Below are 25,860 nucleotides of genomic sequence, written 5' to 3' on the forward strand. Positions count from 1 at the left end.
GCATATGCGGACATTCTCAAAGTCATTCCCAAGGTTGATTTTGATGATTTATTTGATATGACTTCAGATGATATAAGTACAACCAAGAATTGCATATAACAATCTCGAAATTATATCTAAGATGTTAGATATTTTGTTCATGCAATTTCTAGTGAAAGAAGATGCAGGGTAAAATATGGCTAACGATACGGAGTTGCTTGCTGGAGCGGCTTTGGCTATTGCCGACTATAACTCTATCAATTCAGAGATCAAAGCGCTCGACGACGTCATAGCTCGCCTTTTTGGTGTCGCTTTGAACAGGGAAGAAACGCCTGGCCTGACTTTTGATTTTGCCGATGCAACATATGCGGTTCTGTCGCGGGTGGGTGATTCCGCCAGGCTGGTGAACACCGCGGGCAGCACAGACGCCGGTGCGCCCGACATTTCGCTTCCTTCTGCTGGTTCTGAATCTGCCAGGTTCAAACCGATGGATGCTGTATTTGAGGCTGCCTGGACAAATACGCGCCTGTTCAACACGCGCGCCACGATCGGCGCTGCGCTGGAAAAGGCAAGGTTTCAGGATTTGATAGCGCTGAACGGCGATTTTCCAGACATGGTTGCCGGGCGGTATTATCGGATCGAAAATGGCGAGATTGTTCCTGCCCAAAGCGTATTTCAAGCGCGCAGTCTGGCTGACGACCTTGTGACACGGCAAAGTTTGACAGCCATTTTCTCATTGATCCATGCGGTTAATTCCACACTGACCATGCATGACACGAGAAGCCACTACGCCCAGGTTTTCGCAAGCTGGCTGCGCTTCGCATCCGACCTGACATTCGCTTACCAGTCTCTCGGATCCTACTATATCAGCGGTGGCGCGGAAGCAGCGCCGTCAAACGCAACGAAGGCGCTGGCCGCCCCTGTGCTGTCCGTTGCCGCTGCCCTGTTTGGAATTGCCAAAATCATTGACATGCAGGGAAGCAGCGGCGGAGCTCTCCTGAAGTGGCGTGACGGTTTGCAACTGGGGTATTTCGGCTCAGAGCTTTTCCGTGGCTTCCGTCTGCTGGGCGAAGGTCTGGAGCTTACGAGTCCGCAATTTGTCACCTTGAGTACAGCGGTTTCGGCGCTGGGCGCCCTTTCCAATATCGGAGCCGGCATTGTGCAGATTGTCGACTCCGGCGTGAATGGCAAGGGGTCTGCCAGTTATCTGGCAATGCAAGGTGTTGACAGGGCTCTGCCGATACTGGCGGGTATTGGAATGGTGGTCTGGCCAAGCCTTGTTGCGTCCGGCATGATGATGACAGCCTCAATGACATCTCTGACGGCAATTCATGAAGCCATAAAGCTGGGCAAGGTTCAGGACGAATTTCTGCGTCTTTTCGCACAGTCCGGCTGGGCCGGTGATAAGGCCATGGCGGATCATTTTGGCGCCATGAAAACGAAATCCATTCTGTCCGCTACGCCGGTCATCAATCTGTTTTCCGCAATGTTCGGCATGCTTGATACGTCGAAACGAAGCGCAGACAGGATCTTGGCGGATTATGGCGTCACCGATCTATCGGACAGTGAGGCAGTTTCCCAAGCCGCCCGGAAATTCATGATTGATGGGCTTGATGCGCGCGAACGCGCCGTTCAGGCAGACTACATTGCGGCGTTGAAGAGAATTGCTGCATCCACTGAAACCAAAAGGATCATTGCTGTTACCGGGCAGGAGCTGCGGGCGGATCAGGCGGCGGTTGCCGCACTTCTGGGAACGGCTTTTGTGAAAGAAATCAACAGCAGCCGACATTATTTCTATGATCTGAGTGATCAGACGCGGAAAGACAACGGCCTGGTCGCAACGGCATCGGCGTCCAACAGCATCAGCATCGATTCAACCGCTGACTCCCAGTACTTCCTGTTTCTGACACCGATTATGCCAGTGACCCCGGAAGAGCGCGCAGAGACCATCTCGGGCAAGAGCGTGAAGAACAGCCTTGTGCCACTGCAGACACTGCCGGGTTTTGAGCTGATGGATGGTGCGGCTTCAACCGTGGCCGACATACGCAAATTTGCATCCTTTGCACCCTTTGGCATCGCTGCGACCGTAGACGATGTGAATGGCGTGGAAGGCGGCCTCAGCGTTGAAATGGGCCAGGGCAACGATGTCGTGATAGCCGGCGCAAGAGCTATGTTTGTCAATGGCGGCGGCGATGTCGACGGGGTGGACTATCGCCACGCGCTGACACGAGCCGACCCTCGCGACCTTGCCCTTCAGGTCAAGACTGTGCTGGCCGAAAGCGGACAGGCAACTTATCGCGTGCGAAAATCCGGCTATGGCATATTTCACCGGATTGTCGAGCGGGAAGCGACCGTTCAGGAGGGAAAATACACGAAGACCGTAACCTATCACGCGGTTGAGACCGAATATGATGCCTACAGCAACAACCAGATCGACCACCTCGTTGAAGTGGAATGGATTCATGGCACCAGTTTTGCCGACAGGTTTGATGGTGCAGGCGCATCGGACATATTTTTTGGTGGTGATGGCGAAGACCAACTGACCGGTGCAGGCGGAGACGATCAGCTTTTTGGCGGCGCGCACAATGATCAACTGCACGGCGGCGAAGGGTTTGATCTGATGGTTGGCGATGCCGGCGATGATGTTCTGGTCGACAAAGGCATTATGCCCGGCCAGCCCGAGACTGGCAACAAAGCAAGGAAGCTGGGTGACACCCTGATCGGTGGCGAGGGCAATGACACTATAATGTCGGGTGCCGGGGATGATCTTCTGCTCGGTGACGACGCCTCAGCGGAAGGCTATTCTGCTTCCACAGCCGTGGAAAAGCCCGGCGTCAGCTACAGGGACAGTCTGTTTGGGGAAGCGGGAAATGACACGATCGATGGCGGATGGGGTGACGATTTTATCGACGCTGGCGATGGTCACGATCAGGTTTTCGGAGGAACAGGAAAAGACACTTTACTGGGTGGCATCGGCAACGACACGATCTGGGGTGGAGATGGTGATGACAGCATTGTCGGCGGTGGTGGCGAGGATGCATTGTACGGCATGGACGGCAATGACACCCTGGTCGCGGGACCTCTCGGCAGCATTCTTGTGGGAGGCAGGGGCAGAGACAGCCTGACAGGTGGAATTGGCCACGACATTCTGATTGGCGGAGATGGCAGCGATACTCTTCGCGGGGGCGACGGCAATGATACCATATCCTTGCGTTTTGTGAGTTATGGTGTGGTGATCAGCCTTGAAAATAAGTCGATAGTCAAAATAGATCCAACCAAAACAGGCTCGAACGATCCAGTGACGAAGGATGCTCTTCGTGGCCTGGAATGGGTCGAGGGGACCGAGTTTGGTGACGAGATTGTGGGGTCAGGTGGGGAGAACCGTCTGGTCGGGCGCGGCGGCAACGACATTATTTCCGGCGGTGCTGGCAAGGATATTCTGTTCGGTGGTGATGGGGCCGATATTCTCATCAGCGGTGCAGGTTCCGACATTATGGATGGTGGCGCAGGCGACGATATTCTGCATGTTGAAAGCGGTGACACGCTGTTTTTTGACGGGAATTTTGGCACGGATACTGTCTTGTCCGCTGATAGCCTGCCTAACTTTTCCAACACGCTGCTGATCTTCACCGGCATCGATTACCGCAATCTTTGGTTTGAGCGAAGCGCGGATAATCTGTTGATTTCCCACTTCAAGAACGAATTCGGGGTGGATAAATCCGATATTGCTGGCCACGCTGGTGTCGCTGTTCTGAATTTCTTCAGTGAGAACGCCAATACCAGCAAATTTGCGATTGCCGACCAGAACGGTTCAGCTTTGGTTGTTGGTCAGATTGCAACCTTGACTGCTGCCATGAGCGTCGGCGCGGGTGTTGGGACGACCGGCTACGATTACTCGATTTATCGGCCGGTGCAGGATGCCGCCTGGGTATTGGCCGCTGGCGCCGTCAATTAACCTCACTGGCTCTTAATGCAAAAACCCGGCAGAGGTGGAAGGACCTCTGCCGGGTTTGTCATGCCACATAATGCGTGGAAGGAGGTAAACGCATTTCAAATCGAAACGTCATCGATTCAACTGCGAGCCAATGCGGAACCAGAAGTTGAAGCGTCCCGCGCTATACGGCTGCTGTAACGATGATTTCTACCAGATAGTCGGGTGTGGCAAGCTTGGCCTCGCCCGTTGCGCGGGCCGGCGGATTTGCCGGATCCACCCAGGAATCCCAAACCTCGTTCATTGCTGCGAAATCATCCATCGAGGCCAGCCAGATCTGCGTGTAAAGCAGTTTGGATTTGTCTGTGCCTGCCTCTGCCAACAGACGATCAATTTCCGCAAGCACAGTGCGTGTCTGGGCTTTGACATCTTCATCCGGATTGCCGACCTGACCAGCTAGATAAACGACATTGCCATGCACAACGCCCATGCTCATGCGGTGGCCTGGTTCAATACGACGAATGCTCATGCGAAAGACTCCCGATCTATGGTTGAGCGGCCTGTAAAGCATGAACCGGTGACAGAGTCATTCCCCTAGAGCGTTTCGGGCGATCTTTCGACCATATGATACGCTCTCACTTTCTGCTTTGTTGCACTGCCTCGCCGACGAAACGACTCCGTTTCAATGGGAAATGCCCGTGCCGACAGCGCAGAAGGCTGGCGGTCAAATTCTTCGTCAGACTGCGGCTCGCGTTGGCGCAGGGAGGCAACCAGCGCATGGGCTTCCGGCCATGGGCCATGGCCACTGGCAACATTGACATGCCCGGCATGGCCAATATCCACCAAAGCTGCGCCCCAGCTATCAGCAAAGAAACTCGCTGTTGCAAAGCTCATATACGGGTCGTTATGAGACGCAACCAGAATGGTGGGAAATGGCAAGCGCGCTGTTGGCATTTCGCTGAAACTGGCAAATTTGCCATCTGACCGCGCAAGCCGTGCACCATCTGCCGGTGCCACAATCACCGCCCCGGCAATATGGGACGCAGCCGGCCTGTTGTGCAGATAAGCAATCAACAGCCCGCCAAGGCTATGGCCAACCAGGATGCTGCGCGGGCTGTTCATCAGTTCCGCTTCCAGCCGATGCAGCCAATCGGCAAGAATGGGGTGCTCCCAGTCTTCCTGCTCAACCTTGATGGCGGATTTGTCCTGTTGCAGAAAATGGTCTTGCCAATGCCCTTTTTCAGAGCCGCGATATCCGGGAATAATAAGCGTTCTGACCATAGCGAGCCTCTTTGCTGGTGTCCCGCGTAATGTAGAAACCATGCCCGGCAACGGAAAAGGTAAACATACCAAATTTGTAGAGTTTCGCGGAATGATCCACGCACTCATTGCATAATTGCGAAAGTCAAATCGCTGCACTGGAACAAAAGCATATCCTCATCGCTTTCTCCCCGTCACATTCCGTGCAAGCGAGGAAGCTGTGCATATCAAATCTCCGCCACAAGTTTCCCGTAGGGGAAAACCCGCCGCTCCATTCATCCGCCGTTCTCGAATTCAGTCAGGCCGCCCTTATCCTCTAGGGGCAACATGGGACGGTCTCGGGGTGAATTTCGCTATATTCTCCAGCACCGCTACCAAGGTGGAGTTATGCCTGTTCGATCCTGAAGGAAAGAAGGAGATCGAGCGTATTGAACTGCCGGAATACAGCGATGAAATCTTTCACGGCTACCTTCCGGATGCCCGACCAGGCTGGATTTACGGCTATCGCGTGCATGGACCCTACGAGCCGGATGCCGGCCACCGGTTCAACCCGAACAAGCTTCTGCTGGATCCCTATGCCAAAGCGCATGTCGGTGCCTTGCAGTGGGACCAATCGATCTTTGGCTATACGATAGGTTCGCCGGATGGCGACCTTTCTTTTGACGAGCGCGACAGTGCGCAGTTTGTGCCGAAAGCGCGCGTTGTGGATTCCGCGTTCACCTGGGGCGAAGATCGTCGCCCGCGCATTCCCTGGGAATCGACAATATTCTACGAAACCCACGTAAAGGGCTTCACTCAACGCCACCCTTCCGTAACGGACACAGACCGGGGCAAGTTTGCTGCCCTGATGAACTCTGATGTCGTGGCCTATATCAAAAGCCTTGGGGTCACCTCTGTCGAGTTCCTGCCCATTCACTCCTTTGTTGATGACAGCTATCTCGTGGACAAGGGGCTGCGCAACTTCTGGGGCTACAACACGCTTGGCTTCTTCGCGCCCGACCCGCGTTACCTGACCGGACCGTCCATCAATGAGTTCAAGGAAGTGGTCGCGGCATTCCACCATGCCAATCTGGAAGTCATTCTGGACGTTGTTTACAACCACACTGCCGAAGGCAACGAAAATGGCCCGACGATTTCCTTCAAGGGCATCGACAACACGACCTATTACCGGCTGATGCCGGACAATCCGCGCTATTACATCAATGATACTGGCACCGGGAACACCGTGAACACCAGCCACCCTCGTGTGATGCAGCTGGTGATGGACAGTCTGCGTTATTGGGCAGGGGAAATGCGGGTGGATGGCTTCCGCTTTGACCTTGCGACCATTCTTGCGCGCGAGCCCACGGGCTTTTCCGAAGAATCCTCTTTCCTCCACGCCTGCCAGCAGGATCCGTTGCTAAGCCAGGTCAAGCTGATTGCCGAGCCGTGGGATTGCGGACCGGGCGGCTATCAGGTGGGCCGCTTTCCGCCGGGTTGGGCGGAATGGAATGATGGTTATCGCGATACCGTGCGCGCGTTCTGGCGCGGGGATGATGCCATGGCGCCGCAACTGGCTGACAAAATTTCTGCCTCGGCAGACATTTTTGACAAGCGTGGCCGCAAGCCATGGGCGTCTGTCAATTTCATCACCGCGCATGACGGTTTTACCCTGCACGACCTGGTTTGTTACAACGACAAGCACAATGAGGCGAATGGCGAAGACAATCGCGATGGCCATTCGCACAATCTCTCCAACAATTACGGGCACGAGGGCCCAAGTGATGATGCCGAGCTGACAGAACTTCGGTTCCGGCAATTGCGCAATTTCTTTGGCACATTGTTGTTTTCCCGCGGAACGCCGATGCTTCTGGCGGGCGACGAATTTGCCCGTACACAGGGCGGCAATAATAATGCCTATGCGCAGGACAATGAAATTGGCTGGATTGACTGGGACGTGACGGATGAAGGGCGCGATCTTGCGCAGTTCGTCCAGAAGCTGATCCGCCTGCGGCAAGCTCTGCCGATGTTGCGGCGAGGGCGTTTTCTGCACGGCGATTATGATGAGGATTTGGGCGTCAAGGATGTGGCCTGGATCACCCCGGCCGGTGTTGAGTTTGAAGACGCGGATTGGGACGATTCAAATACGCGCTGTCTGGGAGTTCTGGTGGATGGCAGGGCGCAGTCTGCCGGCATCCGCCGGGTAGGAACAGACGCAACCATGCTTCTGGTTTTCAACGCACATCATGATGTGGTCAATTTTCGTCTGCCAGCGGCGGCCGGTGGCATCAACTGGCGCATGGTGATTGATACCAATCAGCCGGAGCAGGACGAGCTGCCTTCCTTTGAATTCGAAACCGAATACATGGTCACAGGCAGGTCATTTCTGGTGTTTCTGCTGGAGCCGGAAGAAAATGGCCAGATCTCTGCGGAGGCCGAGCGCTCCTTCACCTATGTGTCGGAAGCATTCATGCATGCGGCGGTGGAGCGGGTGCGCTTTGCCTTGACGGAGGAACGCGAAAAGTCAGGCTGAACAAGGCGTTATGCGCTGAATGCATGCCTGCCAAGGCAAAAGCATCACTTCAAACTTGTCTCGATCGGGGCCATATCAGCCCCGTAAGAGATGATATTGAGGAGAAGCACCATGACCAGTCGTACCTTTGCCAGCCGTTTTCGCAATTTTGCTGAATATTTCGATGGCATCAGAGCATGTGCGGCTGCCGTGGAAGCAGGGCGCAAGCCAAGCAGGGCAGCATTGAAAGCGGCCCGCATTGACCCGGATGCCTTTTACGGCATTCAGCGCTGAACACTGAAAGTTTCGGGCGATCTAACCATCGCCGGAAATCCAGTCACGCTTTGCATTGCCGTTGAGACGAAGCTTTCAACGGAGAATGTTGAAGTGAAATCTGAGAATCGAAAAGTCCGGCGGCTGCCTCACGCAGCCGCCGGACTTTTTTGTATCAATCTTCGTCTGCCGCCATTTGCGAAAGCACTTTGCCCTTGCCTCTTGCCCGCAATACCATGGGGCCGAACAGTGCCAGTGCTGCCAGCAGCAGCAAAATGATGGCCAGAGGTGAGCCGACCAGTACCGTCGGGTCTCCCTGACTGATTGCCAGCGCCCGCCGCAATTGCTGCTCTGCCATGGGGCCCAGGATAAGCCCAACGACAACGGGGGCGATGGGGTAGCCAAAGCGCCGGAACATATAGCCCATCAAACCGAATGCCAGCAGCATTCCCAACTCTACCGACGAGTTGTTGGCCCCGATGCAGCCCAAGGTGGCAAACACAAGAATACCGGCGTAGAGCCATGGCCTGGGAATGGTGAGCAGACGCACCCAAAGGCCGATCAGAGGCAGGTTCAGCACTACCAGCATCAGATTGGCAATCAGCAGGCTGGCAATCAGGCCCCAGACAAGCTGTGGCGAGGTGACAAACAGCAAGGGGCCGGGTTGCAGACCAAATTGCTGAAACGCAGCAAGCATGATCGCCGCGGTGGCCGAAGTCGGCAGGCCGAGCGTCAGCAGTGGCACCAAAGTGCCGGCAGCCGAGGCATTGTTGGCAGCTTCCGGTCCGGCCACACCTTCAATAGCACCGTGGCCGAACTCTTCCTTGTGCTTCGAAAGGCTTTTTTCGGTTGTGTAGGAAAGGAATGTGCCAATTTCCGCACCGCCCGCTGGCATGGCACCGATCGGAAAGCCGATGAACGTGCCGCGCAGCCATGGTTTCCACGAGCGGCTCCAGTCCTGCTTCGTCATCCACAGCGAGCCTTTGATCGCTTCAACCTTGCCTTCATCCCGCGACGAGCCGCCAGCGACCACCAGGGCCTCACCAATGGCAAACAGGGCCACGGCCAGAGTTGTCACCTCAATTCCATCCAGCAGTTCCGGAATGCCGAAGCTAAGCCGTGCCTGACCGGTTTGCAGATCAATTCCTATGAGACCAAGCGTCAGGCCAATTGCAAGAGCCGTCAGACCCCGCAGCGCGGAATCTCCAAAAGCCGCAGACACCGTAACAAAGGCCAGCACCATCAGGGCGAAATATTCGGCAGGGCCGAATGACAGCGCAAACTTGACAATGACGGGCGCAATGAAGGCCAGACCCAATGTTGCAATAAGACCAGCAACGAAGGAGCCGATGGCGGCGGTTGCCAGCGCCGGACCGCCACGACCCTTTCGGGCCATTTTGTTGCCTTCCAGCGCAGTAACGATAGAGGCACTTTCACCCGGAGTGTTCAACAGAATGGACGTGGTGGAACCGCCATACATTCCGCCGTAATAAATGCCGGCAAACATGATGAGGGAGCCGGTTGCGTCCAGGCGGTAGGTAACCGGCAACAGCAGAGCGACAGTCAGCGCCGGTCCTATGCCCGGAAGCACACCAACCGCAGTGCCAAGCGTAACGCCTATCAGCGCGTAAAAAAGATAAATGGGTTGCGCGGCCACCCATAGTCCCTGAGCCAGAAGTGAGAGCGTGTCCATGCGATATCACCTTGCTCAGAGAAACAGATTTTCGATCGGACCGGCAGGAAGCCTCAGCCGGAGCAACCCGTAAAACACGCCCCAGACTGCCAGAGACAGCAGAATGCCGATGGGCAGAGTTTTCCAGATCTGGCGTTTGCCAAAAGCCGCGGCGGTGGCTGCAAACAACACGCCGGTGGCAATTGAAAAACCTCCGACATGCAACAGCAGAGCCTGTGCGGCCAGCCCGCCGACAATCCAGGCAATAGGGCCTATGCTGTCTCGCTCCCGCGGGGGGAAACGTCCGGTCACAGCCTCGATGATTGTCCAGACCGCAAGCACCAGAAGACCAGCGGCAATGGCGTAGGGAAAGGCCGTTGGCCCGATGCGTGCGTAAGAGCCACCGGCCAGCTTGCTGGCATCATAGAACACCAGCAGGCCAAGCACGGCCAAGGCAAGGCCAATCACCAGCGCCGCCTTGTCGAGGCGGCGCTGCCCGGATTGTGAATCCATATCCGGGGTCATTATTTTACAAGGCCGATTGCAGTCAGAATTTCACGCGTATTGGTGATGTCGGTGGCAAGTTCCGCTTTGAACTCTTCACCGGACAAAAACCGGTTCTGCCAGTTGTTCCGGGTCAAAACTTCCTGCCACTCGGGGCTTTCAGCCATTTTGGTAATGTCGGCGGTGATTGTCTCTACCTGTTCGGGTGTAATTCCTGGCGCGGCGGATACCATGCGCCAGTTTTCCAGCACCACGTCGTAACCGGCTTCCTTCAGCGTCGGCGCATCAGCACCTTCAACCCTGTCTTCCGTGGTGACTGCCAGCAGGCGAAGAGTGCCAGCCTGAATCTGCGATTCAAACTCGCCATAGCCGGAGATGCCAGCCGCAACCTGCGAACCCAGAATGGCCGCGAGTGCCTCACCACCGCCGGAAAAGGCAATATAGTTGATGGTCGTCGGGTCAACGCCCGCAGCCTGTGCAAAAAGTCCTGCTGCAATATGGTCCGTGCCGCCAGCGGAGCCACCGGCGATCGCCACACCACCTGCATTTTCCTTCATGGCGGCTGCCAGATCGTCAATTGTCTGGAAAGGCGAGGACGCCGGAACAACAATGGCTTCCGCTTCTCCGGTCAGACGAGCAATCGGCGTAACCTGCTCCAGTGTGACGGGCGAATTGTTCGTCAGAATTGCACCGACCATGACATAGCCGCCAACAAGCAGAGCCGACGGATCACCGGCCTTGCCCTGAACAAACTGTGCCAGCCCGATCGTGCCGCCTGCACCGGGAACATTAACCACCTGCACGTCGCCGGCAATTCCGCTGTCCTGCAGCACCATCTGCATGGCCCGCGCAGTCTGGTCCCAGCCACCGCCAGGCGCAGCCGGAGCCATGATTTCATAAGACGCGCCCTGCGCCATGGCTGCTGTTGAAAAACCGGCTGCCAGCAATGCTGCAAGCAAAATACGCTTCATACTTTCCTCCTGAATATCCAAAACCCGCAGCAAGCCTGTTCCCGGCTGTCTGTGGGTCCCCGGCGGTTTTTCCCTGATCACCGGAGTTGAACGAGCGTTCGATGTACGCCCCTGACGCTACGATCACTCGTTTTGAAGCGGAATGCCAGCGAAAAACTTGTACGTGTGCGTGGTCTGTCAAAGGCATCCACAGCGCGATAAGGGCATAACAGCCCTTCTCATCATATAAAGATAGGTTTATATGATGCGGAACGATGTAAGGATGCTGCCATGACCACCACCACCGCAAAGCTGTTTGATCGCCCCGACAATGGTGCACGTGTGGATGGACGCACCGCGTTGATGCAGGCTGCAGCAGAGCGAATTCTGGTTCTGGACGGAGCAATGGGAACCCAGATTCAGGGTATGGGTTATCAGGAGGAGCATTTCCGCGGCCACCGTTTTCAAGGGTGCGAATGCCATTTGCAGGGCAACAATGACCTTTTGATTCTGACCCAGCCACAGGCCATCGAGGATATCCATTTTGCCTACGCCATGGCGGGCGCAGACATTATTGAAACCAACACATTTTCCTCCACCACCATTGCGCAGGCCGATTACGAAATGGAATCGGTGGTTTATGAGCTGAACCGCGATGGCGCCGCGCTGGCTCGGCGCGCGTGCGACCGTGCAGAGGCTGCCGATGGACGCCGGCGATTTGTCGCAGGCGCAATTGGCCCGACCAATCGCACGGCTTCCATGTCCCCCGATGTGAACAATCCGGGTTTTCGAGCCATTACGTTTGACGAGTTGCGCACAGCCTATGCTGAGCAGATCCGTGGGCTGATTGATGGCGGGTCCGACCTGATCCTGATCGAAACCATATTCGACACGCTGAATGCCAAAGCGGCAATTTTTGCGGCCCGAGAGGTGTTCGACGAGCGGGGCGTTGACCTGCCGATCATGATTTCTGGGACGATCACCGATTTGTCGGGGCGCACACTTTCCGGGCAGACGCCAACCGCGTTCTGGCATTCGGTCAACCATGCCGCGCCGCTTTCAATCGGGCTGAACTGCGCGCTGGGCGCGGAAGCGATGCGCCCGCATCTGGCAGAGCTTGCGCAAGTGGCCAACACGCTGGTCTGCGCCTATCCCAATGCGGGCTTGCCAAACGAATTCGGCCAATATGATGAAACGCCGGAACTGATGGCAGCGCAGGTGCTGCAATTTGCCAAAGACGGGCTTGTTAACATTGTAGGCGGGTGCTGCGGCTCAACGCCGGAGCATATCAGGGCGATTGCGCAGGCTGTGCAGGGGATGAAGCCCCGCAGCGTGCCGGAAATCGAGCCTCGGCTGCGGCTTTCCGGTCTGGAGCCGTTCACGCTCACTGACGACATTCCTTTCGTCAACATCGGCGAGCGTACAAATGTGACCGGGTCTGCACGGTTTCGCAAACTGATCACCGCGGGCGATTTTACCGGTGCACTGGATGTCGCGCGCGACCAGGTGGATAATGGCGCGCAGATCATCGATATCAACATGGATGAGGGCCTGATCGATTCCGAGAAGGTCATGGTCGAATATCTGCATCTCGTAGCCTCGGAACCCGACATTGCTCGTGTTCCGGTGATGATCGACTCATCAAAGTTCTCGGTCATCGAGGCCGGGCTGAAATGCGTTCAGGGCAAGGCGCTGGTCAACTCCATTTCAATGAAAGAGGGCGAGGCGGCGTTTCTGGAACAGGCGCGTATTGTCCGGGCCTATGGTGCGGCTGTGGTTGTCATGGCCTTTGACGAAGACGGGCAGGCCGACACGCGCGAGCGCAAGGTTGAAATCTGCACGCGGGCCTATGAGCTTCTGACCCAGGAAGCAGGTTTTCCGCCGGAAGACATTGTTTTTGACCCGAATATCTTCGCCGTGGCCACCGGTATTGAAGAGCACAACAATTACGGAGTGGAGTTCATCCAGGCGACGCAGCAGATTCGCCAGAGCCTGCCCCATGCCCATATTTCCGGCGGCGTTTCCAACCTGTCATTTTCGTTTCGTGGCAATGAGCCGGTGCGCGAGGCAATGCATGCGGTGTTTCTGCTGCATGCCATCCGCGCAGGAATGGATATGGGCATCGTGAATGCCGGACAGCTTGCAGTTTATGAATCCATCGACCCTGTTCTGCGTGAGGCGTGCGAGGATGTGGTGCTGAATCGGCGCAGCGACGCGACGGAGCGTTTGCTGGAGCAGGCAGAGCGTTTCAAAGGCGGCGCGGGGCAGGGCGCAAGAGTGCGGGATATGAGCTGGCGCGAGTTGCCGGTGGCAGACCGGCTTTCCCACGCGCTGGTGAATGGCATAACCGAATTCATCGAGGTTGATACCGAAGAGGCCCGCCAGCAGGCGGAACGGCCATTGCATGTGATTGAAGGCCCGCTGATGGCCGGCATGAACATTGTTGGCGACCTTTTTGGCGCGGGCAAAATGTTTCTGCCACAGGTGGTCAAGTCTGCCCGCGTGATGAAACAGGCGGTTGCCTATCTCATGCCTTATATGGAGGAAGAGAAGAGAGCCTCCGGTGGCGAAGTGCGTCGCTCTGCCGGTAAAATCCTGATGGCCACGGTGAAGGGTGACGTGCACGACATTGGCAAGAACATTGTCGGTGTTGTTCTGGCCTGCAACAATTATGAGGTTATTGATCTGGGAGTCATGGTGCCAAGCGCCCGGATTCTGGAAACTGCGCGGGCGGAAAATGTTGATATTATCGGCCTGTCCGGACTCATCACACCCTCGCTCGATGAAATGGTCAATGTTGCCAGCGAGATGGAGCGGGAGGGATTTGACATTCCGCTGCTGATTGGCGGCGCCACGGCCAGCCGTGTGCACACTGCGGTCAAAATCGACCCGCGCTATGAAAAAGGCCAGACAGTGTATGTCACCGATGCCAGCCGTGCGGTTGGTGTGGTGTCCAATCTGTTGTCGCCCGATACCCGCACCGATTATATGAATCAGGTTCGCACCGAATATCATAAGGTGGCGGAGGCTCATGTCCGTTCAGAGGCGGAAAAAAGCCGGTTGCCGTTGGCGAAGGCAAGACTGAACCGGCAGGCGCTGGACTGGGCAGCATACCAGCCGACACGGCCATCATTTCTTGGCACCCGAACCTATCAGGATTGGGACCTGGCCGATCTGGCCCGCTATATCGACTGGACGCCTTTTTTCCAGACATGGGAGTTGAAGGGCCGTTTTCCCAAACTGCTTGACGACCCGAAGCAGGGCGAAGTGGCGCGCAGCCTGTATGCCGATGCGCAGGCTATGCTGGAACGGATCATTGCCGAAAAATGGTTCCAGCCCAAAGCGGTGATTGGCTTCTGGCCGGCCAATGCGCGTGAGGATGACATACTGCTTTACGCAGATGAGGCGCGCGTTCAGGAACTGGCCACATTCTATACACTGCGCCAGCAGCTTTCGCGGCGGGACGGCCGGCCGAATATTGCGCTTTCAGACTTTGTTGCGCCGGTGGAAAGCGGCGTCAAAGACTGGGTTGGTGGATTTGTGGTGACCGCCGGTGCAGAAGAAGAGGCAATTTCAAAACGCTACGCCAGCGAGCATGATGACTATGCGTCCATCATGGTCAAGGCCTTGGCAGACCGGTTTGCTGAAGCCTTTGCGGAGCGGATGCATGCACAGGTGCGCCAGGAATTGTGGGGCTATGCGCCCGACGAGGCACTGTCCAATCTGGACCTGATTGACGAGGCCTATGGCGGCATTCGTCCGGCGCCCGGCTATCCTGCACAGCCGGACCACACAGAAAAATCCACCTTGTTTGAACTGCTGGATGCGGAAAGGCAGATTGGCGTGAGGCTGACGGAAAGCTATGCCATGTGGCCGGGTTCATCGGTTTCCGGCCTGTATATTGGCCACCCGGAAAGCTATTATTTCGGCGTTGCCAAAATCGAGCGCGATCAGGTGGTTGATTATGCGCAGCGCAAAGGCATGGCCGTCAGCGAAGTCGAACGCTGGCTGGCACCAATTCTCAATTATGTGCCAGTTGCCGAAAAAGCCGCCTGATTTGGTCTGGTAAGACCAATGCTGCCTGTTTAGATAGGCGTGTTCAACGGTTAAGGGAACTTTGAAATGGTCGCGGATACGGGAATGGTGCTTTCCATCGGAGAGTGCATGGTTGAACTTTCTCCGGCAGCGGATGGCCTTTACCGCCGTGGTTTTGCTGGAGACACGTTCAACACGGCCTGGTATCTGCGCCGTCTTCTGCCATCTGAGGTTGACGTCGCTTACTTCACGAATGTTGGCGACGATCCCTTGTCACAGGAGATGGTCAGCTTCATCGCCGGCTCGGGGGTTTCCACCCGGCACATTCGGCCTATGGCGGGGCGGGTTGCCGGGCTGTATCTCATCAGCCTCAATGGCCATGAGCGCAGCTTTTCCTATTGGCGGGACACGGCCGCGGCCAAGGCACTTGCCGATGACGAGGACCGGCTGCGCGAAGCAGTCGCCTCGGCCCGCGTTGTTTATTTTTCAGGCATTACCCTGGCTATTTTGCCGGAAGAACGCCGGGCTGCATTTCTGCGGATCATGGCGCAGGCCCGCCAGAACGGCACTTTGGTCGCTTTTGATCCGAATATTCGCGACCGGCTGTGGCAAGGGCGTGCGGCCTGTGCGCAGGGCATTGAAGCGGGGGCGGAAGTTGCCAGCATCTGCCTGCCGAGCTTTGATGATGAAGCGCGCATTTTTGGCGACGACACCCCGCAAACCATAGCCCTGCGCTATCTTGCACTGGGCTGCGACGAAGTGGTGGTGAAGGACGGCGGCGGCGATGCCCTGTTGATGCTGCGCGGCGAAACGCAAGGTCAGGTTGTGGCTGCCACCAAGGTTGCAAAGCCGGTGGACACGACAGGTGCGGGCGACTCATTCGGCGCAGGCTATATTGCTGCGCGCCTGACGGGCCGTGCCCCTCTGGAAGCAGTTTCTCACGGTCATGCCACTGCGGCAAAAGTTATTCAGGGCTATGGCGGCCTTGTTGACACAAGTGCCATTGCAGAATTGGCCTGACCAATTTACAAGGGCTGAACCAGATCACTCTTGATTGGAAGGTCAGCCCCGCATGTCCCCTACCATTACCGGTATCCGCACCTACGACATTCGTTTTCCGACATCGCAGGGTCTGGATGGCTCCGATGCGATGAATCCGGATCCGGATTATTCCGCGGCTTATGTGGTTCTGGAAACCGATGTTGCAGGGCTTGAAGGTTGTGGGCTTTCCTTCACCATTGGCCGGGGCAATGATCTGGTCAAACTGGGCATTGAGGCCCTTGCCAGCCGGGTTGTTGGTGCAAAGCTGGCAGATATCTCGGCAGACATGGGCGCATTCTGGCGGCACGTGACTGGTGACAGCCAGTTGCGCTGGCTTGGGCCGGATAAGGGCGTCATGCATCTTGCCACGGGCGCAGTTGTCAATGCGATCTGGGATTTGTGGGCCAAGGCGGAAGGCAAGCCTGTCTGGCAACTGGTGGCGGATATGAGCGTGGAAGAGGTTCTGCGCCTGATCGATTTCCGCTATCTGACCAATGCGCTGACGCGCGATGAAGCGCGGGAAATTCTGCAGCGTGCAAAGGCGGGTGAGGCGGAACGCCGGGCCATACTGGCCGCAGATGGCTACCCGACATATACGACATCTGCGGGCTGGCTTGGATATGGTGATGAAAAAATGCGTCGGCTTTGTCAGGAAGGCATGGCCGTAGGCTGGACGCATTTCAAGCTCAAAGTCGGGCGCGATCTGCAGGACGACATTCGTCGCTGTCGCATTGTTCGCGAGGAAATTGGCTTTGAGCGCACATTGATGATCGACGCCAATCAGGTTTGGGAAGTCGACCAGGCGATTGAATGGGTCAATGCGCTGGCCGAGTTCAAGCCATGGTTCATTGAAGAGCCAACTTCACCAGACGACATTCTGGGCCATGGCCAAATTCGTCAGGGAGTTGCGCCGATCAAGGTGGCTACCGGCGAAATGTGCCAGAACCGCATTCTGTTCAAACAGTTCCTGCAGGCGGATGCCATTGACGTTGTGCAGATTGATGCGGCGCGCGTCGGTGGGCTGAACGAAAACCTGGCGATCATGCTGATGGCTGCGAAATTCGGCAAGCCCGTATGCCCGCATGCCGGGGGTGTAGGACTGTGTGAATATGTTCAGCACCTTTCCATGATTGATTATCTGGTCATCTCCGGCACCATGGAAGGGCGTGTGGCCGAGTATGTCGACCATCTGCACGAGCATTTCGTCTATCCGTGTGATGTGCAGCAAGGCCGCTATATGCCACCGCAGGACGCTGGTTTTTCTATCGAAATGAAGCAAGCCTCGATTGAATCACATTTGTTCGTGGGCTAACCGGGAGTAGCCGTATTCTGCACACCTGAAGATAGAAACGGCTGTGAGGGTTGATTCGTCCGGGTGGGAGGCATGCATGGATACGCTGGTTGATCGGCAGAAAATCTTGAGCGAGCGGCTGGGTCAGGCCGCCACCATCACCGATCCGGTGGACATGGAGCGCTATTGCCGGGACTGGCATGGCGATGTGGCCACCGGTGCCGTGGCAGTGTTGCGGCCTGCAAGCGCGCAGGAGGTGAGCGAGGCGGTCAGGCTCTGTGCGGAGCTGCAACTGGCTATTGTTCCACAGGGCGGTAACACCGGTCTGGCGCTGGGCGGCATTCCGGATAATCCGAGCGGGCAGGTGGTGCTGTCGCTGGAGCGGATGAACAGCATACGGGCAATTATGCCGGACGATTTTTCTGCCGTTGTGGAAGCCGGTTGCGTTCTGGAAGCCATCAAGAACGAGGTTGAGGCAGCAGGCTGTTATTTTCCGCTGGCGCTGGGCGCGCAAGGCTCCTGCCAGATTGGCGGCAATGTTTCCACCAATGCAGGCGGCATCAATGTTTTGCGTTATGGCATGACGCGGGAACTGGTGCTGGGTCTGGAGGTGGTGCTGGCGGATGGCACCATCTGGAGCGGGCTTTCCACCCTGCGCAAGGACAATCGCGGCGTGGACCTCAAGCAACTGTTCATCGGCGCGGAAGGCACGATGGGCATTATCACGGCGGTGGCCATCAAGCTGTTGCCCCAGCCCGAGCAGATTGAAACGGCCATGTTGGCGCTGCCCAGTGTTGAGGCGGCCATGGCGCTGTATCGCAGAGCGCGGCGTGACTGCTGCGACCTGATGAGCGCCTTTGAGCTGATGCGGCCAGAGGCGTTCAGCTTTGCCCGCATGGCCTATCCAGACCTGCCAATGCCCCTTTCTACTGAATATCCGGCCTATGTGCTGATGGAACTGACGGGCGGCGGACTGGTGGATGTCAAAGCGCTGATGGAAGGTTTTCTGACGCGTGAAATGGAATCGGGTGAAGTGCTGGACGGCGTTTTCGCCGCCTCACGGCAGCAGGCACTGAACCTGTGGAAGGTGCGCGAGGGGATGAATGAAGGGCAGGCCATGTATGGCCCGCATCTGCGCACCGACCTTTCCGTGCCATTGTCGCAAGTTGCCGCCTATATTGAAGAAGCCAGCAATGCCGTGGCGCGTTTGATGCCGGATTGCCTGGTGGCTGCCTATGGTCATGTCGGCGATGGCAATATTCACTTCAACATATTGCCGCCGCGTGGCGCATCTCCGGATGAAGTGGCAGGGCGTATCAAGCAAGGCAAGACATTGCTGTTTGACATACTGGACCGGTTCAACGGCAGCATCAGCGCTGAACATGGTGTCGGCCGTCTGAAGCGCGATGACTTTGAAAAGCGGCTGCCGGAAGCGCAGAAGCTGATGCTGCATGCATTGAAAAATGCGCTGGACCCACAGGGCCGATTGAACCCGAATTGCCAGATTTCCCGCAGCGAGCACGAAATTTCGCACTGAGAATATTTGAAAAGAGTGGGCAACATGACATCGCAAGTGCACCGGATCGTTGGTGAAAATCCTGTCGATATATTGAGGCGGCTTTCAGGACTGGACCGGTTGATGCTGATCAACAGCACGGGCGGCATCACGCATGAGCGCATCGGCGCTTTGAGCCAGGTTTTTCTGGAAGGTGATGATATTGTTTGCCTTGGCCCGGATCATGATTGCCGGATCCACGCACCGTCCATCGCCCGCATGACGCTGGACCGGAGCCGCAATTTTGGTGACAAATCCTATCCGCGTGTGGATTTCGTTGGCCATGACGGTGAAACGCTGGTGAGTGCCGTCAGCTTTGTCGGGCTGGAGCCGTTTGATGCGGCGCTGGAAGGAATTGCGCTGGAAGAGACCGACAATGGACCCGACAAACCGGTTGCGCCGCGTGGCGAAGATGTGGAAGCCGATGATCCCGGATTGGTGCAACTGCAGAAGTTGGTCGACGCGGCTGCACCTGTCACGGTTCGAATTGCGCATCCCGCATTTTCGCAGGGCTGGAGCGGTGTCATTGAGAAGCTGACACCGACCAAGGGCTTCATCAATATCATGCTGCCAAATTTTCACTTTCATCTGAGGGTGAAGACCGTGGCTGGCTGGAAAGATGAGAGCACGCCGGGTGGCGCTGCACTTCGTGCGGTGGATGCCGCAGGCCAGCCCCTGCCGCTTCTGCTGATTGCTGAAAATGCAAAAGTGTTCAGCCTCAGCGCCTGATTTTGCCGACAGTTTGAATTTCGCTTGACCAGCAGTATCGATCGTTCTTATAAGTCTGTAATGTTATAACATTAATGAGGCTGAAATGGATATTGCTGCCGGCGAAAAGCGCCTGCCCGTAACCGTGCTCTCGGGTTTTCTTGGCTCGGGCAAAACCACACTTCTCAACCACATCCTCAACAATCGGCAGGGTCTGCGTGTCGCTGTTATCGTCAATGATATGAGTGAGGTGAACATTGACGCCGAACTTGTTCGCAATGGCGGCGCGGATCTTTCGCGCACTGACGAAAAGCTGGTCGAAATGACCAATGGCTGCATCTGCTGCACGTTGCGGGATGATTTGCTGGTGGAAGTCCGGCGATTGGCTGAGGCCGGGCGCTTTGATTATCTGCTGATCGAAAGCACCGGAATTGCCGAGCCGCTGCCCGTTGCCAGCACGTTTTCATTTCGTGATGAAGATGGGCAGAGCCTTTCGGATCTTGCACGGCTGGACACAATGGTCACCGTTGTCGATGCAGTGAACCTGCTGCGGGACTATTCATCCAACGATTTGCTGAGCGACCGGGGGGAAACCGCGGGCGAGGGCGACAATCGCACTTTGATTGACCTGCATGTCGAGCAGATCGAATTTGCCGATGTGATTGTGCTCAACAAAATATCAGCAGTTTCAGCGGAGCGACTGTCGGATTTGCGCAAGGTTCTCAAGTCATTGAACGGTGACGCGAAAATTATCGAGGTCGATTTTGGCAAAGTGGATCCCGCTTCCATACTGGATACCGGGCTTTTCAGCGAGGAGCGCGCCGAGCAACATCCGCTCTGGGCCAAGGAGCTTTACGGGCACTCCGAGCATATACCGGAAACGGAAGAATATGGGATTGGCAGCTTCGTTTTTCGGGCGCGCAGGCCATTTCACCCGGAAAAATTCAACCGCTTCATTGAAAAGACATGGCCTGGCCTGATCCGGGCGAAGGGGCATTTCTGGCTGGTAACACGGCCGGACTGGGTGGGAGATCTTTCACTTGCAGGTGCCTTGGCCCGCGTTTCGCCGATGGGCAGATGGTGGGGCAGCATTCCACGGAACATGTGGCCCGACAATCCGGAATGGCGCGCTGTCATGGCGCGCAACTGGGATGATGTGTGGGGCGATCGCCGTCAGGAACTTGTGTTCATCGGCATCAATCTGGATGAGGTGGCCATTCGACTTGCTCTGGACGCCTGTCTTGTCGATGTGCCTGCAGCACGGTTTGATCCGGCTGATTTCAGCAATCTGCCGGATCCATTTCCGCTGTGGCAGGCCGCTTCCACAGCCTGATCTGCGCAATCACACCGTTTGCAGCAGATCCACGGAATTGCGGATGGCAGCAATGTTGCGCGCGTAGTGGTCGGGGGTTCCGCCTTGAAAAACGGCGGAACCTGCCACCAGAACATCGGCGCCGGCGGCCACGACCAAAGGCGCTGTTTGCGGGGTTACCCCGCCGTCAATTTCTATGTGGATCGGCCGGTTGCCTATCATCTGTTTAACCCGGCGGGTTTTTTCCACCACCGCCGGAATAAACGCCTGCCCGCCAAAGCCCGGATTGACCGTCATCAGCAACACAAGGTCCACCCGATCAAGCACGTATTCAATCACGCTTTCATGCGTTGAAGGGTTCAGTGCCACGCCGGCCTTGACGCCCAGCGCACGAATGGCCTGAAGTGAGCGGTCCAGATGTTTTGTCGCTTCTGCATGTACGGTGATGTAGTCGCAACCCGCCTTGGCAAACGCTTCCAGATAGGGGTCGCATGGCTCGATCATCAAATGGCAGTCAAACACCTTTGGCGTTGCACCGCGCACTGCCTTGACCACCGGCGGGCCAAAGGTGATGTTGGGAACAAAATGGCCGTCCATCACGTCCAGATGGATCCAGTCTGCACCGGCCTTGTCCACCGCCGCAATTTCCTCTCCCAGCCGCGAAAAATCTGCTGAAAGTATGGATGGGGCAATGATAAGCGTCATGGTGCAACCTTTCCTGATGCCGGGTCCAGCTTAACTGTCTGCATGACTCGGCTGACCGAAATATCCTCCGCTTCGATCTGCGATAGATCATCGGCTGTCAACGGGCCATTGCGAGATTCAAACAGACGGTTGGCCTGGCGCAGCCTTGCGCGGTCCAGCGCATTGCGTATGGAACGGGCATTGGCAAAATGCGGTTGCTGCCGCCGCATTTCAATATATTGCGCCATTGTTGCCTCGGCTTCCGGGCTGAAATGATAGCCCTGCCTGGCCAGCATACCCTCCGCAATAATCAGCAGCTCATCCTCGCTGTAGTCCGGGAAAGAGATGTGGTGGGCAATGCGGGAGCGGAAGCCGGGATTGCTTTCGAAAAAACGGTCCATGCGGTCGGCATAGCCTGCCAGAATAACCACAAGATCATCGCGCTGGTTTTCCATGACCTGCAACAGGATTTCGATGGCCTCCTGCCCGTAGTCCCGTTCATTTTCCGGGCGGTACAGGTAATAGGCCTCGTCAATGAACAACACGCCGCCCATGGCCTTTTTCAGGATTTCGCGCGTTTTGGGCGCGGTGTGGCCGATATACTGCCCCACAAGGTCATCCCGCGTGACAGAAACGAGATGGCCTTTGCGCACATAACCCAGCCTGTGCAGAATATTGGCCATGCGCAGCGCAACCGTGGTTTTGCCTGTTCCCGGATTGCCGGTAAAGCTCATGTGCAGAGTGGGTGTTTCAAAGGCCAGCCCAAGCTGGCGGCGTGCTTTTTCCACCAGCAGCAAGGCAGCGGTTTCGCGGATACGTTTCTTCACCGGAGCCAGGCCAACAAGTTCGCGGTCCAGCTCTTCCAGAACCTCTGCCACGCCAGATTCGGCGTAGCTGGTTTGCAGGTCTATCGTTTCTGCCGCTGCAATGTCTTGTTCCATGGTCTGCCTCGGTTCTCATGCGAAAAACTGGAAGCTTCGGTCAGCCCTTGGGGAGTTCGGGCTGACCGAAGCTGTGGCGGGTGCGCGGGGCAGGAGGTTTTGCCCTTACAGCGCGTCTGGCTGAGATCTGACAGGAAAAGGGGACTGTCAGATGTACCGCCCGCCTTCCGGCCGGTCGCCGGAATAGGATTCCGTGGTGTAACGGATATTGCGGCCTTCACATTCCTGCCGCTTCAGCCGGAATCCCGGCTCATCGGCAGGGCGGTTGACGATGAAGGACAGTTTCACTGACTCCCATCCATGGGTGGAATCAAACGCCGATACTCGTATGTAAATATGGCCATAGGTTTTGCGGCAGGCTGTCAGTTCCATCATGACGCCTGCAGCATCGGCAATGTCGAACATCGGGTGGCCCCACATTTCCCAATAGACATTGCGGGGGTGCGGGTCGTCGGTGAACTCGATGTTCACCGCCCAACCATTGTCGAGGCAGAACTGCACCTGCCGCGTAATCTGCTCGTCGGTCAGATCTGGCAAAAAGGCGAATGCCCCTTGAGTAACACGCATTGAATCATCTCCTTGAATTTGACTGTGTTACGCCGCCGCGGAAACACTGGTCTGATAGTCGGGTGCATCCGTTGAGGCGTAGTTGAACGTCACGTTCTTCCACGTATCCAGCGCCTGCTTGAGCGGCTGGCAGTGGCGGGCCGCTGCCTCCAGAATGTCAGGCCCTTCATTCACAATGTCGCGGCCTTCATTGCGCGCCAGAATCATGCATTCCAGCGCCACGCGGTTGGCGGTTGCGCCCGCGGCAATACCCATGGGGTGGCCAATTGTGCCGCCGCCGAACTGCAACACCACATCCTCTCCCAACAGGTCCAGCAGCTGGTGCATCTGCCCGGCGTGAATGCCACCGGAGGCCACAGGCATCATCTTGTTCAGCGAAGCCCATGGCTGGTCGAAGAACACGCCATTGCCAAGGTTTTGCGGGGTGAACTCGTCGCGGCAGATGTCGTAGTAACCGCGTGTGGTGGCAGGGTCGCCCTCAAGCTTGCCAACGACCGTGCCGGCATGAATATGATCCACCCCCGCCAATCGCGCCCATTTGGCAATAACCCGGAAGGAAACCCCGTGGCTTTTCTGCCGCGTATAGGTGGAATGCCCGGCGCGGTGCAGGTGCAGGATCATATTGTTGCGGCGTGCCCATTTGGCCATGGATTGCATGGCCGTCCAGCCGATGACCAGATCAATCATGACGATATTGGAACCAAGATCCCGGGCAAAATCCGCCCGCTCGTACATATCCTCCATCGTGGCGGCGGTTACGTTGAGATAGGTGCCCTTGATTTCGCCCGTGGCTGCCTGAGCGCGGTTCACCGCCTCCATGCAGTACAGGTAACGCTCACGCCAGTGCATGAAGGGCTGCGAGTTGATGTTTTCATCATCCTTGGTGAAATCCAGCCCACCCTTCAGCGCTTCATAAACCACCCGGCCATAATTGCGGCCTGACAGGCCAAGCTTGGGCTTGACGGTCGCGCCCAGCAGCGGGCGCCCAAACTTGTCCAGCCTTTCACGCTCAACCACAATGCCGGTGGCTGGTCCCTGAAAGGTTTTGACATAGGCGGTCGGCAGCCGCATGTCTTCCAGCCGCAACGCCTTCAAAGGCTTGAAGCCAAAGACATTGCCAATGATCGACGCGGTCAGATTGGCGATTGAACCGGGCTCAAACAGGTCCAGATCGTAAGCAATATAGGCAAAGTAGCTGCCTTCGGAATTTGGCACCTCATCTACCCGGTATGCCTTGGCGCGGTATTTTTCCGCCGCAGTCAACCGGTCAGTCCAGACAACCGTCCACGTGGCGGTTGACGATTCACCGGCAACGGCCGCCGCAGCCTCAATCGGGTCCACCCCGTCCTGCGGAGTGATGCGAAAACAGGCGATAAGGTCAGTATCTTTGGGCTGGTAGTCTGGCTCCCAGTATCCCATGCGCTTGTATTCCATGACACCGGACTTGTAGCGGTCCTTGCCGGTAACGGTTTGCGAATTCTCGGACATAGCTTACCTCCATCCGGTTGAGTGGGCTGTCTGCCGCGGTTGCGGCCTGCTTGCGGGCGGGGCGTTGAAGTTTCCGCCTGTCAATTCACCAGAGGCATAGCGGCGGGCCATTGCAGCCATGGGCAACACCTTGATGCGTGCGCCATTTCCCGCTGTGCCAAACTGTTCAAATCTTTCACGGCAAAGATTCTGCAACTCTTCCATTGCCGGTTTCAGAAATTTGCGCGGGTCAAATTCATCTGGCTGCAGGCTGGCAATGCGGCGGAACTGCGCGGTCATTGCCAGCCTGCAATCTGTATCAATATTGATCTTGCGCACGCCGTGGCGGATGCCGCGCTCTATTTCCTCTACCGGCACGCCCCAGGTAGGGCGCATCTGCCCGCCATAGCGGTTGAACATGTCCTGCAAGGCTTCCGGAACGGAAGAGGAGCCGTGCATGACCAGATGAACCGACGGCAACCGACGATGAATTTCCTCGATGATGTGCATGGCCAGAATGCCGCCATCCGGCCTGCGGCTGAATTTGTAAGCGCCGTGCGAAGTGCCCATGGCAATCGCAAGGGCATCAACTGCGGTTCTGGCGACAAAATCCTGGGCCTGGTCCGGGTCTGTCAGCAATTGCTCCTGCGCCAGAGTGCCGGTGAATCCGTGGCCATCCTCAGCCTCGCCCGATCCGGTTTCCAGCGAGCCGAGTACGCCCAGCTCTCCTTCGATTGACGCACCCACGGCGTGCGCTGCCTCTGCCACTCTTGCGGTGATGGCAACATTATAGTCATAGCTGGCAGGGGTCGCGGCGTCGGCCTCCAACGAGCCATCCATCATCACGGAAGTGAAGCCGTGTTGAATGGCCGTCAGGCACGTGGCTTCATCATTGCCGTGGTCCTGATGCAGGCAAAGCGGCACATCAGGATGCATTTCCACCAACGCATCCACCATGCGCGCCAGCATGATATCTCCGGCATAGCTGCGCGCCCCGCGTGAAACCTGCAAAATCACCGGCGCATCGACTTTCGCTGCTGCCGACATGATCGCCAGGCCCTGTTCCATATTGTTGATGTTGAAAGCCGGAACGCCGTAGCCATATTCGGCGGCGTCATCCAGCAATTGCCTCAGGGTAATTCTGGCCATTGTGCCGGGTCCTTCCAGAGTAATTCTTGATGAAACGGTCACGTTTCAGC

Annotated in this window: 19 protein-coding genes; 9 read left to right on the forward strand and 10 right to left on the reverse strand. The window is 56.7% G+C overall.

The features are described from left to right. Nucleotides 1-175: 175 nt before the first annotated feature. Nucleotides 176-3,934 carry a hypothetical protein gene (locus tag FPY71_RS03880; RefSeq protein WP_149297791.1) on the forward strand — a complete coding sequence of 1,253 codons (3,759 nt, stop codon included), beginning with the start codon at nt 176-178 and terminating at the stop codon, nt 3,932-3,934. A gap of 160 nt (nt 3,935-4,094) precedes the next feature. Here the strand turns inward: FPY71_RS03880 and FPY71_RS03885 are convergent, their stop codons facing one another. Next, nucleotides 4,095-4,439, reverse strand: a complete 345-nt coding sequence (locus FPY71_RS03885; protein ID WP_149297793.1) for a RidA family protein — start codon at nt 4,437-4,439, stop codon at nt 4,095-4,097. A gap of 65 nt (nt 4,440-4,504) precedes the next feature. Continuing rightward, a complete protein-coding gene (locus FPY71_RS03890) occupies nt 4,505-5,191 on the reverse strand; it encodes an RBBP9/YdeN family alpha/beta hydrolase (RefSeq protein WP_149297795.1) in 687 nt (228 codons plus the stop codon). 205 nt (nt 5,192-5,396) lie between these two features. On the opposite strand from FPY71_RS03890, the gene glgX reads away from it, so the two are divergent. Further along, entirely contained in the window at nt 5,397-7,682 is a 2,286-nt protein-coding gene (gene glgX, locus FPY71_RS03895; RefSeq protein ID WP_188052233.1) for a glycogen debranching protein GlgX, read from the forward strand. 111 nt (nt 7,683-7,793) lie between these two features. Next, on the forward strand, nt 7,794-7,955 hold the full coding sequence (locus tag FPY71_RS18410) for a hypothetical protein (RefSeq protein ID WP_188052192.1): 162 nt from the start codon (nt 7,794-7,796) through the stop codon (nt 7,953-7,955). 154 nt (nt 7,956-8,109) lie between these two features. On the opposite strand, the gene FPY71_RS03900 is transcribed toward FPY71_RS18410, so the two are convergent. From FPY71_RS03900 to FPY71_RS03910, 3 genes are read right to left on the reverse strand one after another with little or no spacing between them, the layout of a single operon-like run. Further along, nucleotides 8,110-9,627 (reverse strand): tripartite tricarboxylate transporter permease, encoded by a 1,518-nt coding sequence (locus FPY71_RS03900; protein ID WP_149297797.1) that lies wholly within the window; start codon nt 9,625-9,627, stop codon nt 8,110-8,112. A gap of 15 nt (nt 9,628-9,642) precedes the next feature. Then, the gene (locus FPY71_RS03905) at nt 9,643-10,119 is read right to left on the reverse strand and encodes a tripartite tricarboxylate transporter TctB family protein (protein WP_246160120.1); all 477 of its coding nucleotides are present in this window, start codon (nt 10,117-10,119) and stop codon (nt 9,643-9,645) included. 11 nt (nt 10,120-10,130) lie between these two features. Continuing rightward, nucleotides 10,131-11,081, reverse strand: a complete 951-nt coding sequence (locus FPY71_RS03910; RefSeq protein WP_149297801.1) for a Bug family tripartite tricarboxylate transporter substrate binding protein — start codon at nt 11,079-11,081, stop codon at nt 10,131-10,133. A 270-nt stretch (nt 11,082-11,351) separates the two neighbouring features. Here FPY71_RS03910 and metH point away from each other — a divergent pair, with 270 nt between their 5' ends. From metH to zigA, 6 genes are all read left to right on the forward strand, one after another. Beyond that, the gene (gene metH / locus FPY71_RS03915) at nt 11,352-15,116 is read left to right on the forward strand and encodes a methionine synthase (RefSeq protein WP_149297803.1); all 3,765 of its coding nucleotides are present in this window, start codon (nt 11,352-11,354) and stop codon (nt 15,114-15,116) included. Nucleotides 15,117-15,182: 66 nt separating this feature from the next. Continuing rightward, a complete protein-coding gene (locus FPY71_RS03920; protein ID WP_188052193.1) occupies nt 15,183-16,115 on the forward strand; it encodes a sugar kinase in 933 nt (310 codons plus the stop codon). 52 nt (nt 16,116-16,167) lie between these two features. Continuing rightward, a complete protein-coding gene (locus tag FPY71_RS03925; RefSeq protein WP_149297805.1) occupies nt 16,168-17,448 on the forward strand; it encodes an L-fuconate dehydratase in 1,281 nt (426 codons plus the stop codon). A 76-nt stretch (nt 17,449-17,524) separates the two neighbouring features. Beyond that, nucleotides 17,525-18,964: an FAD-binding oxidoreductase gene (locus FPY71_RS03930; protein WP_149297807.1), complete on the forward strand. Its 1,440-nt coding sequence runs from the start codon at nt 17,525-17,527 to the stop codon at nt 18,962-18,964. Between the two features lie 24 nt (nt 18,965-18,988). Next, entirely contained in the window at nt 18,989-19,711 is a 723-nt protein-coding gene (locus FPY71_RS03935; protein ID WP_149297809.1) for a hypothetical protein, read from the forward strand. Nucleotides 19,712-19,796: 85 nt separating this feature from the next. Next, complete coding sequence (gene zigA / locus FPY71_RS03940; protein WP_149297811.1) at nt 19,797-21,023, forward strand: zinc metallochaperone GTPase ZigA; 1,227 nt, start codon at nt 19,797-19,799, stop codon at nt 21,021-21,023. 9 nt (nt 21,024-21,032) lie between these two features. Here zigA and rpe read toward each other — a convergent pair whose 3' ends face one another. The 5 genes from rpe to fba all read right to left on the reverse strand — a co-directional run bounded on the left by rpe (nt 21,033) and on the right by fba (nt 25,810). After that, nucleotides 21,033-21,707 carry a ribulose-phosphate 3-epimerase gene (gene rpe, locus FPY71_RS03945; RefSeq protein ID WP_149297813.1) on the reverse strand — a complete coding sequence of 225 codons (675 nt, stop codon included), beginning with the start codon at nt 21,705-21,707 and terminating at the stop codon, nt 21,033-21,035. Beyond that, nucleotides 21,704-22,627, reverse strand: a complete 924-nt coding sequence (cbbX, locus tag FPY71_RS03950) for a CbbX protein (protein ID WP_149297815.1) — start codon at nt 22,625-22,627, stop codon at nt 21,704-21,706. Before cbbX ends, rpe begins: the two co-directional genes overlap by 4 nt. 147 nt (nt 22,628-22,774) lie before the next feature. Further along, on the reverse strand, nt 22,775-23,194 hold the full coding sequence (locus FPY71_RS03955; RefSeq protein WP_149297817.1) for a ribulose bisphosphate carboxylase small subunit: 420 nt from the start codon (nt 23,192-23,194) through the stop codon (nt 22,775-22,777). A 27-nt stretch (nt 23,195-23,221) separates the two neighbouring features. Continuing rightward, the gene (locus FPY71_RS03960; protein ID WP_149297819.1) at nt 23,222-24,682 is read right to left on the reverse strand and encodes a form I ribulose bisphosphate carboxylase large subunit; all 1,461 of its coding nucleotides are present in this window, start codon (nt 24,680-24,682) and stop codon (nt 23,222-23,224) included. A 3-nt stretch (nt 24,683-24,685) separates the two neighbouring features. Beyond that, nucleotides 24,686-25,810: a class II fructose-bisphosphate aldolase gene (fba, locus tag FPY71_RS03965; protein ID WP_149297821.1), complete on the reverse strand. Its 1,125-nt coding sequence runs from the start codon at nt 25,808-25,810 to the stop codon at nt 24,686-24,688. Between the last annotated feature and the right edge of the window lie 50 nt (nt 25,811-25,860).

Origin of the sequence: Aureimonas fodinaquatilis, assembly GCF_008369445.1 — a bacterium.
GTDB lineage: Bacteria > Pseudomonadota > Alphaproteobacteria > Rhizobiales > Rhizobiaceae > Aureimonas > Aureimonas fodinaquatilis.

Bases quoted from the DNA above. Each gene is read 5' to 3' on its own strand.
- FPY71_RS03880 (WP_149297791.1), top strand. From the start codon at position 176: ATGGCTAACGATACGGAGTTGCTTGCTGGAGCGGCTTTGGCTATTGCC.
- FPY71_RS03885 (WP_149297793.1), bottom strand. From the start codon at position 4,439: ATGAGCATTCGTCGTATTGAACCAGGCCACCGCATGAGCATGGGCGTT.
- FPY71_RS03890 (WP_149297795.1), bottom strand. From the start codon at position 5,191: ATGGTCAGAACGCTTATTATTCCCGGATATCGCGGCTCTGAAAAAGGG.
- FPY71_RS18410 (WP_188052192.1), top strand. From the start codon at position 7,794: ATGACCAGTCGTACCTTTGCCAGCCGTTTTCGCAATTTTGCTGAATAT.
- FPY71_RS03900 (WP_149297797.1), bottom strand. From the start codon at position 9,627: ATGGACACGCTCTCACTTCTGGCTCAGGGACTATGGGTGGCCGCGCAA.
- FPY71_RS03905 (WP_246160120.1), bottom strand. From the start codon at position 10,119: ATGGATTCACAATCCGGGCAGCGCCGCCTCGACAAGGCGGCGCTGGTG.
- FPY71_RS03910 (WP_149297801.1), bottom strand. From the start codon at position 11,081: ATGAAGCGTATTTTGCTTGCAGCATTGCTGGCAGCCGGTTTTTCAACA.
- metH (WP_149297803.1), top strand. From the start codon at position 11,352: ATGACCACCACCACCGCAAAGCTGTTTGATCGCCCCGACAATGGTGCA.
- FPY71_RS03920 (WP_188052193.1), top strand. From the start codon at position 15,183: ATGGTCGCGGATACGGGAATGGTGCTTTCCATCGGAGAGTGCATGGTT.
- FPY71_RS03925 (WP_149297805.1), top strand. From the start codon at position 16,168: ATGTCCCCTACCATTACCGGTATCCGCACCTACGACATTCGTTTTCCG.
- FPY71_RS03930 (WP_149297807.1), top strand. From the start codon at position 17,525: ATGGATACGCTGGTTGATCGGCAGAAAATCTTGAGCGAGCGGCTGGGT.
- FPY71_RS03935 (WP_149297809.1), top strand. From the start codon at position 18,989: ATGACATCGCAAGTGCACCGGATCGTTGGTGAAAATCCTGTCGATATA.
- zigA (WP_149297811.1), top strand. From the start codon at position 19,797: ATGGATATTGCTGCCGGCGAAAAGCGCCTGCCCGTAACCGTGCTCTCG.
- rpe (WP_149297813.1), bottom strand. From the start codon at position 21,707: ATGACGCTTATCATTGCCCCATCCATACTTTCAGCAGATTTTTCGCGG.
- cbbX (WP_149297815.1), bottom strand. From the start codon at position 22,627: ATGGAACAAGACATTGCAGCGGCAGAAACGATAGACCTGCAAACCAGC.
- FPY71_RS03955 (WP_149297817.1), bottom strand. From the start codon at position 23,194: ATGCGTGTTACTCAAGGGGCATTCGCCTTTTTGCCAGATCTGACCGAC.
- FPY71_RS03960 (WP_149297819.1), bottom strand. From the start codon at position 24,682: ATGTCCGAGAATTCGCAAACCGTTACCGGCAAGGACCGCTACAAGTCC.
- fba (WP_149297821.1), bottom strand. From the start codon at position 25,810: ATGGCCAGAATTACCCTGAGGCAATTGCTGGATGACGCCGCCGAATAT.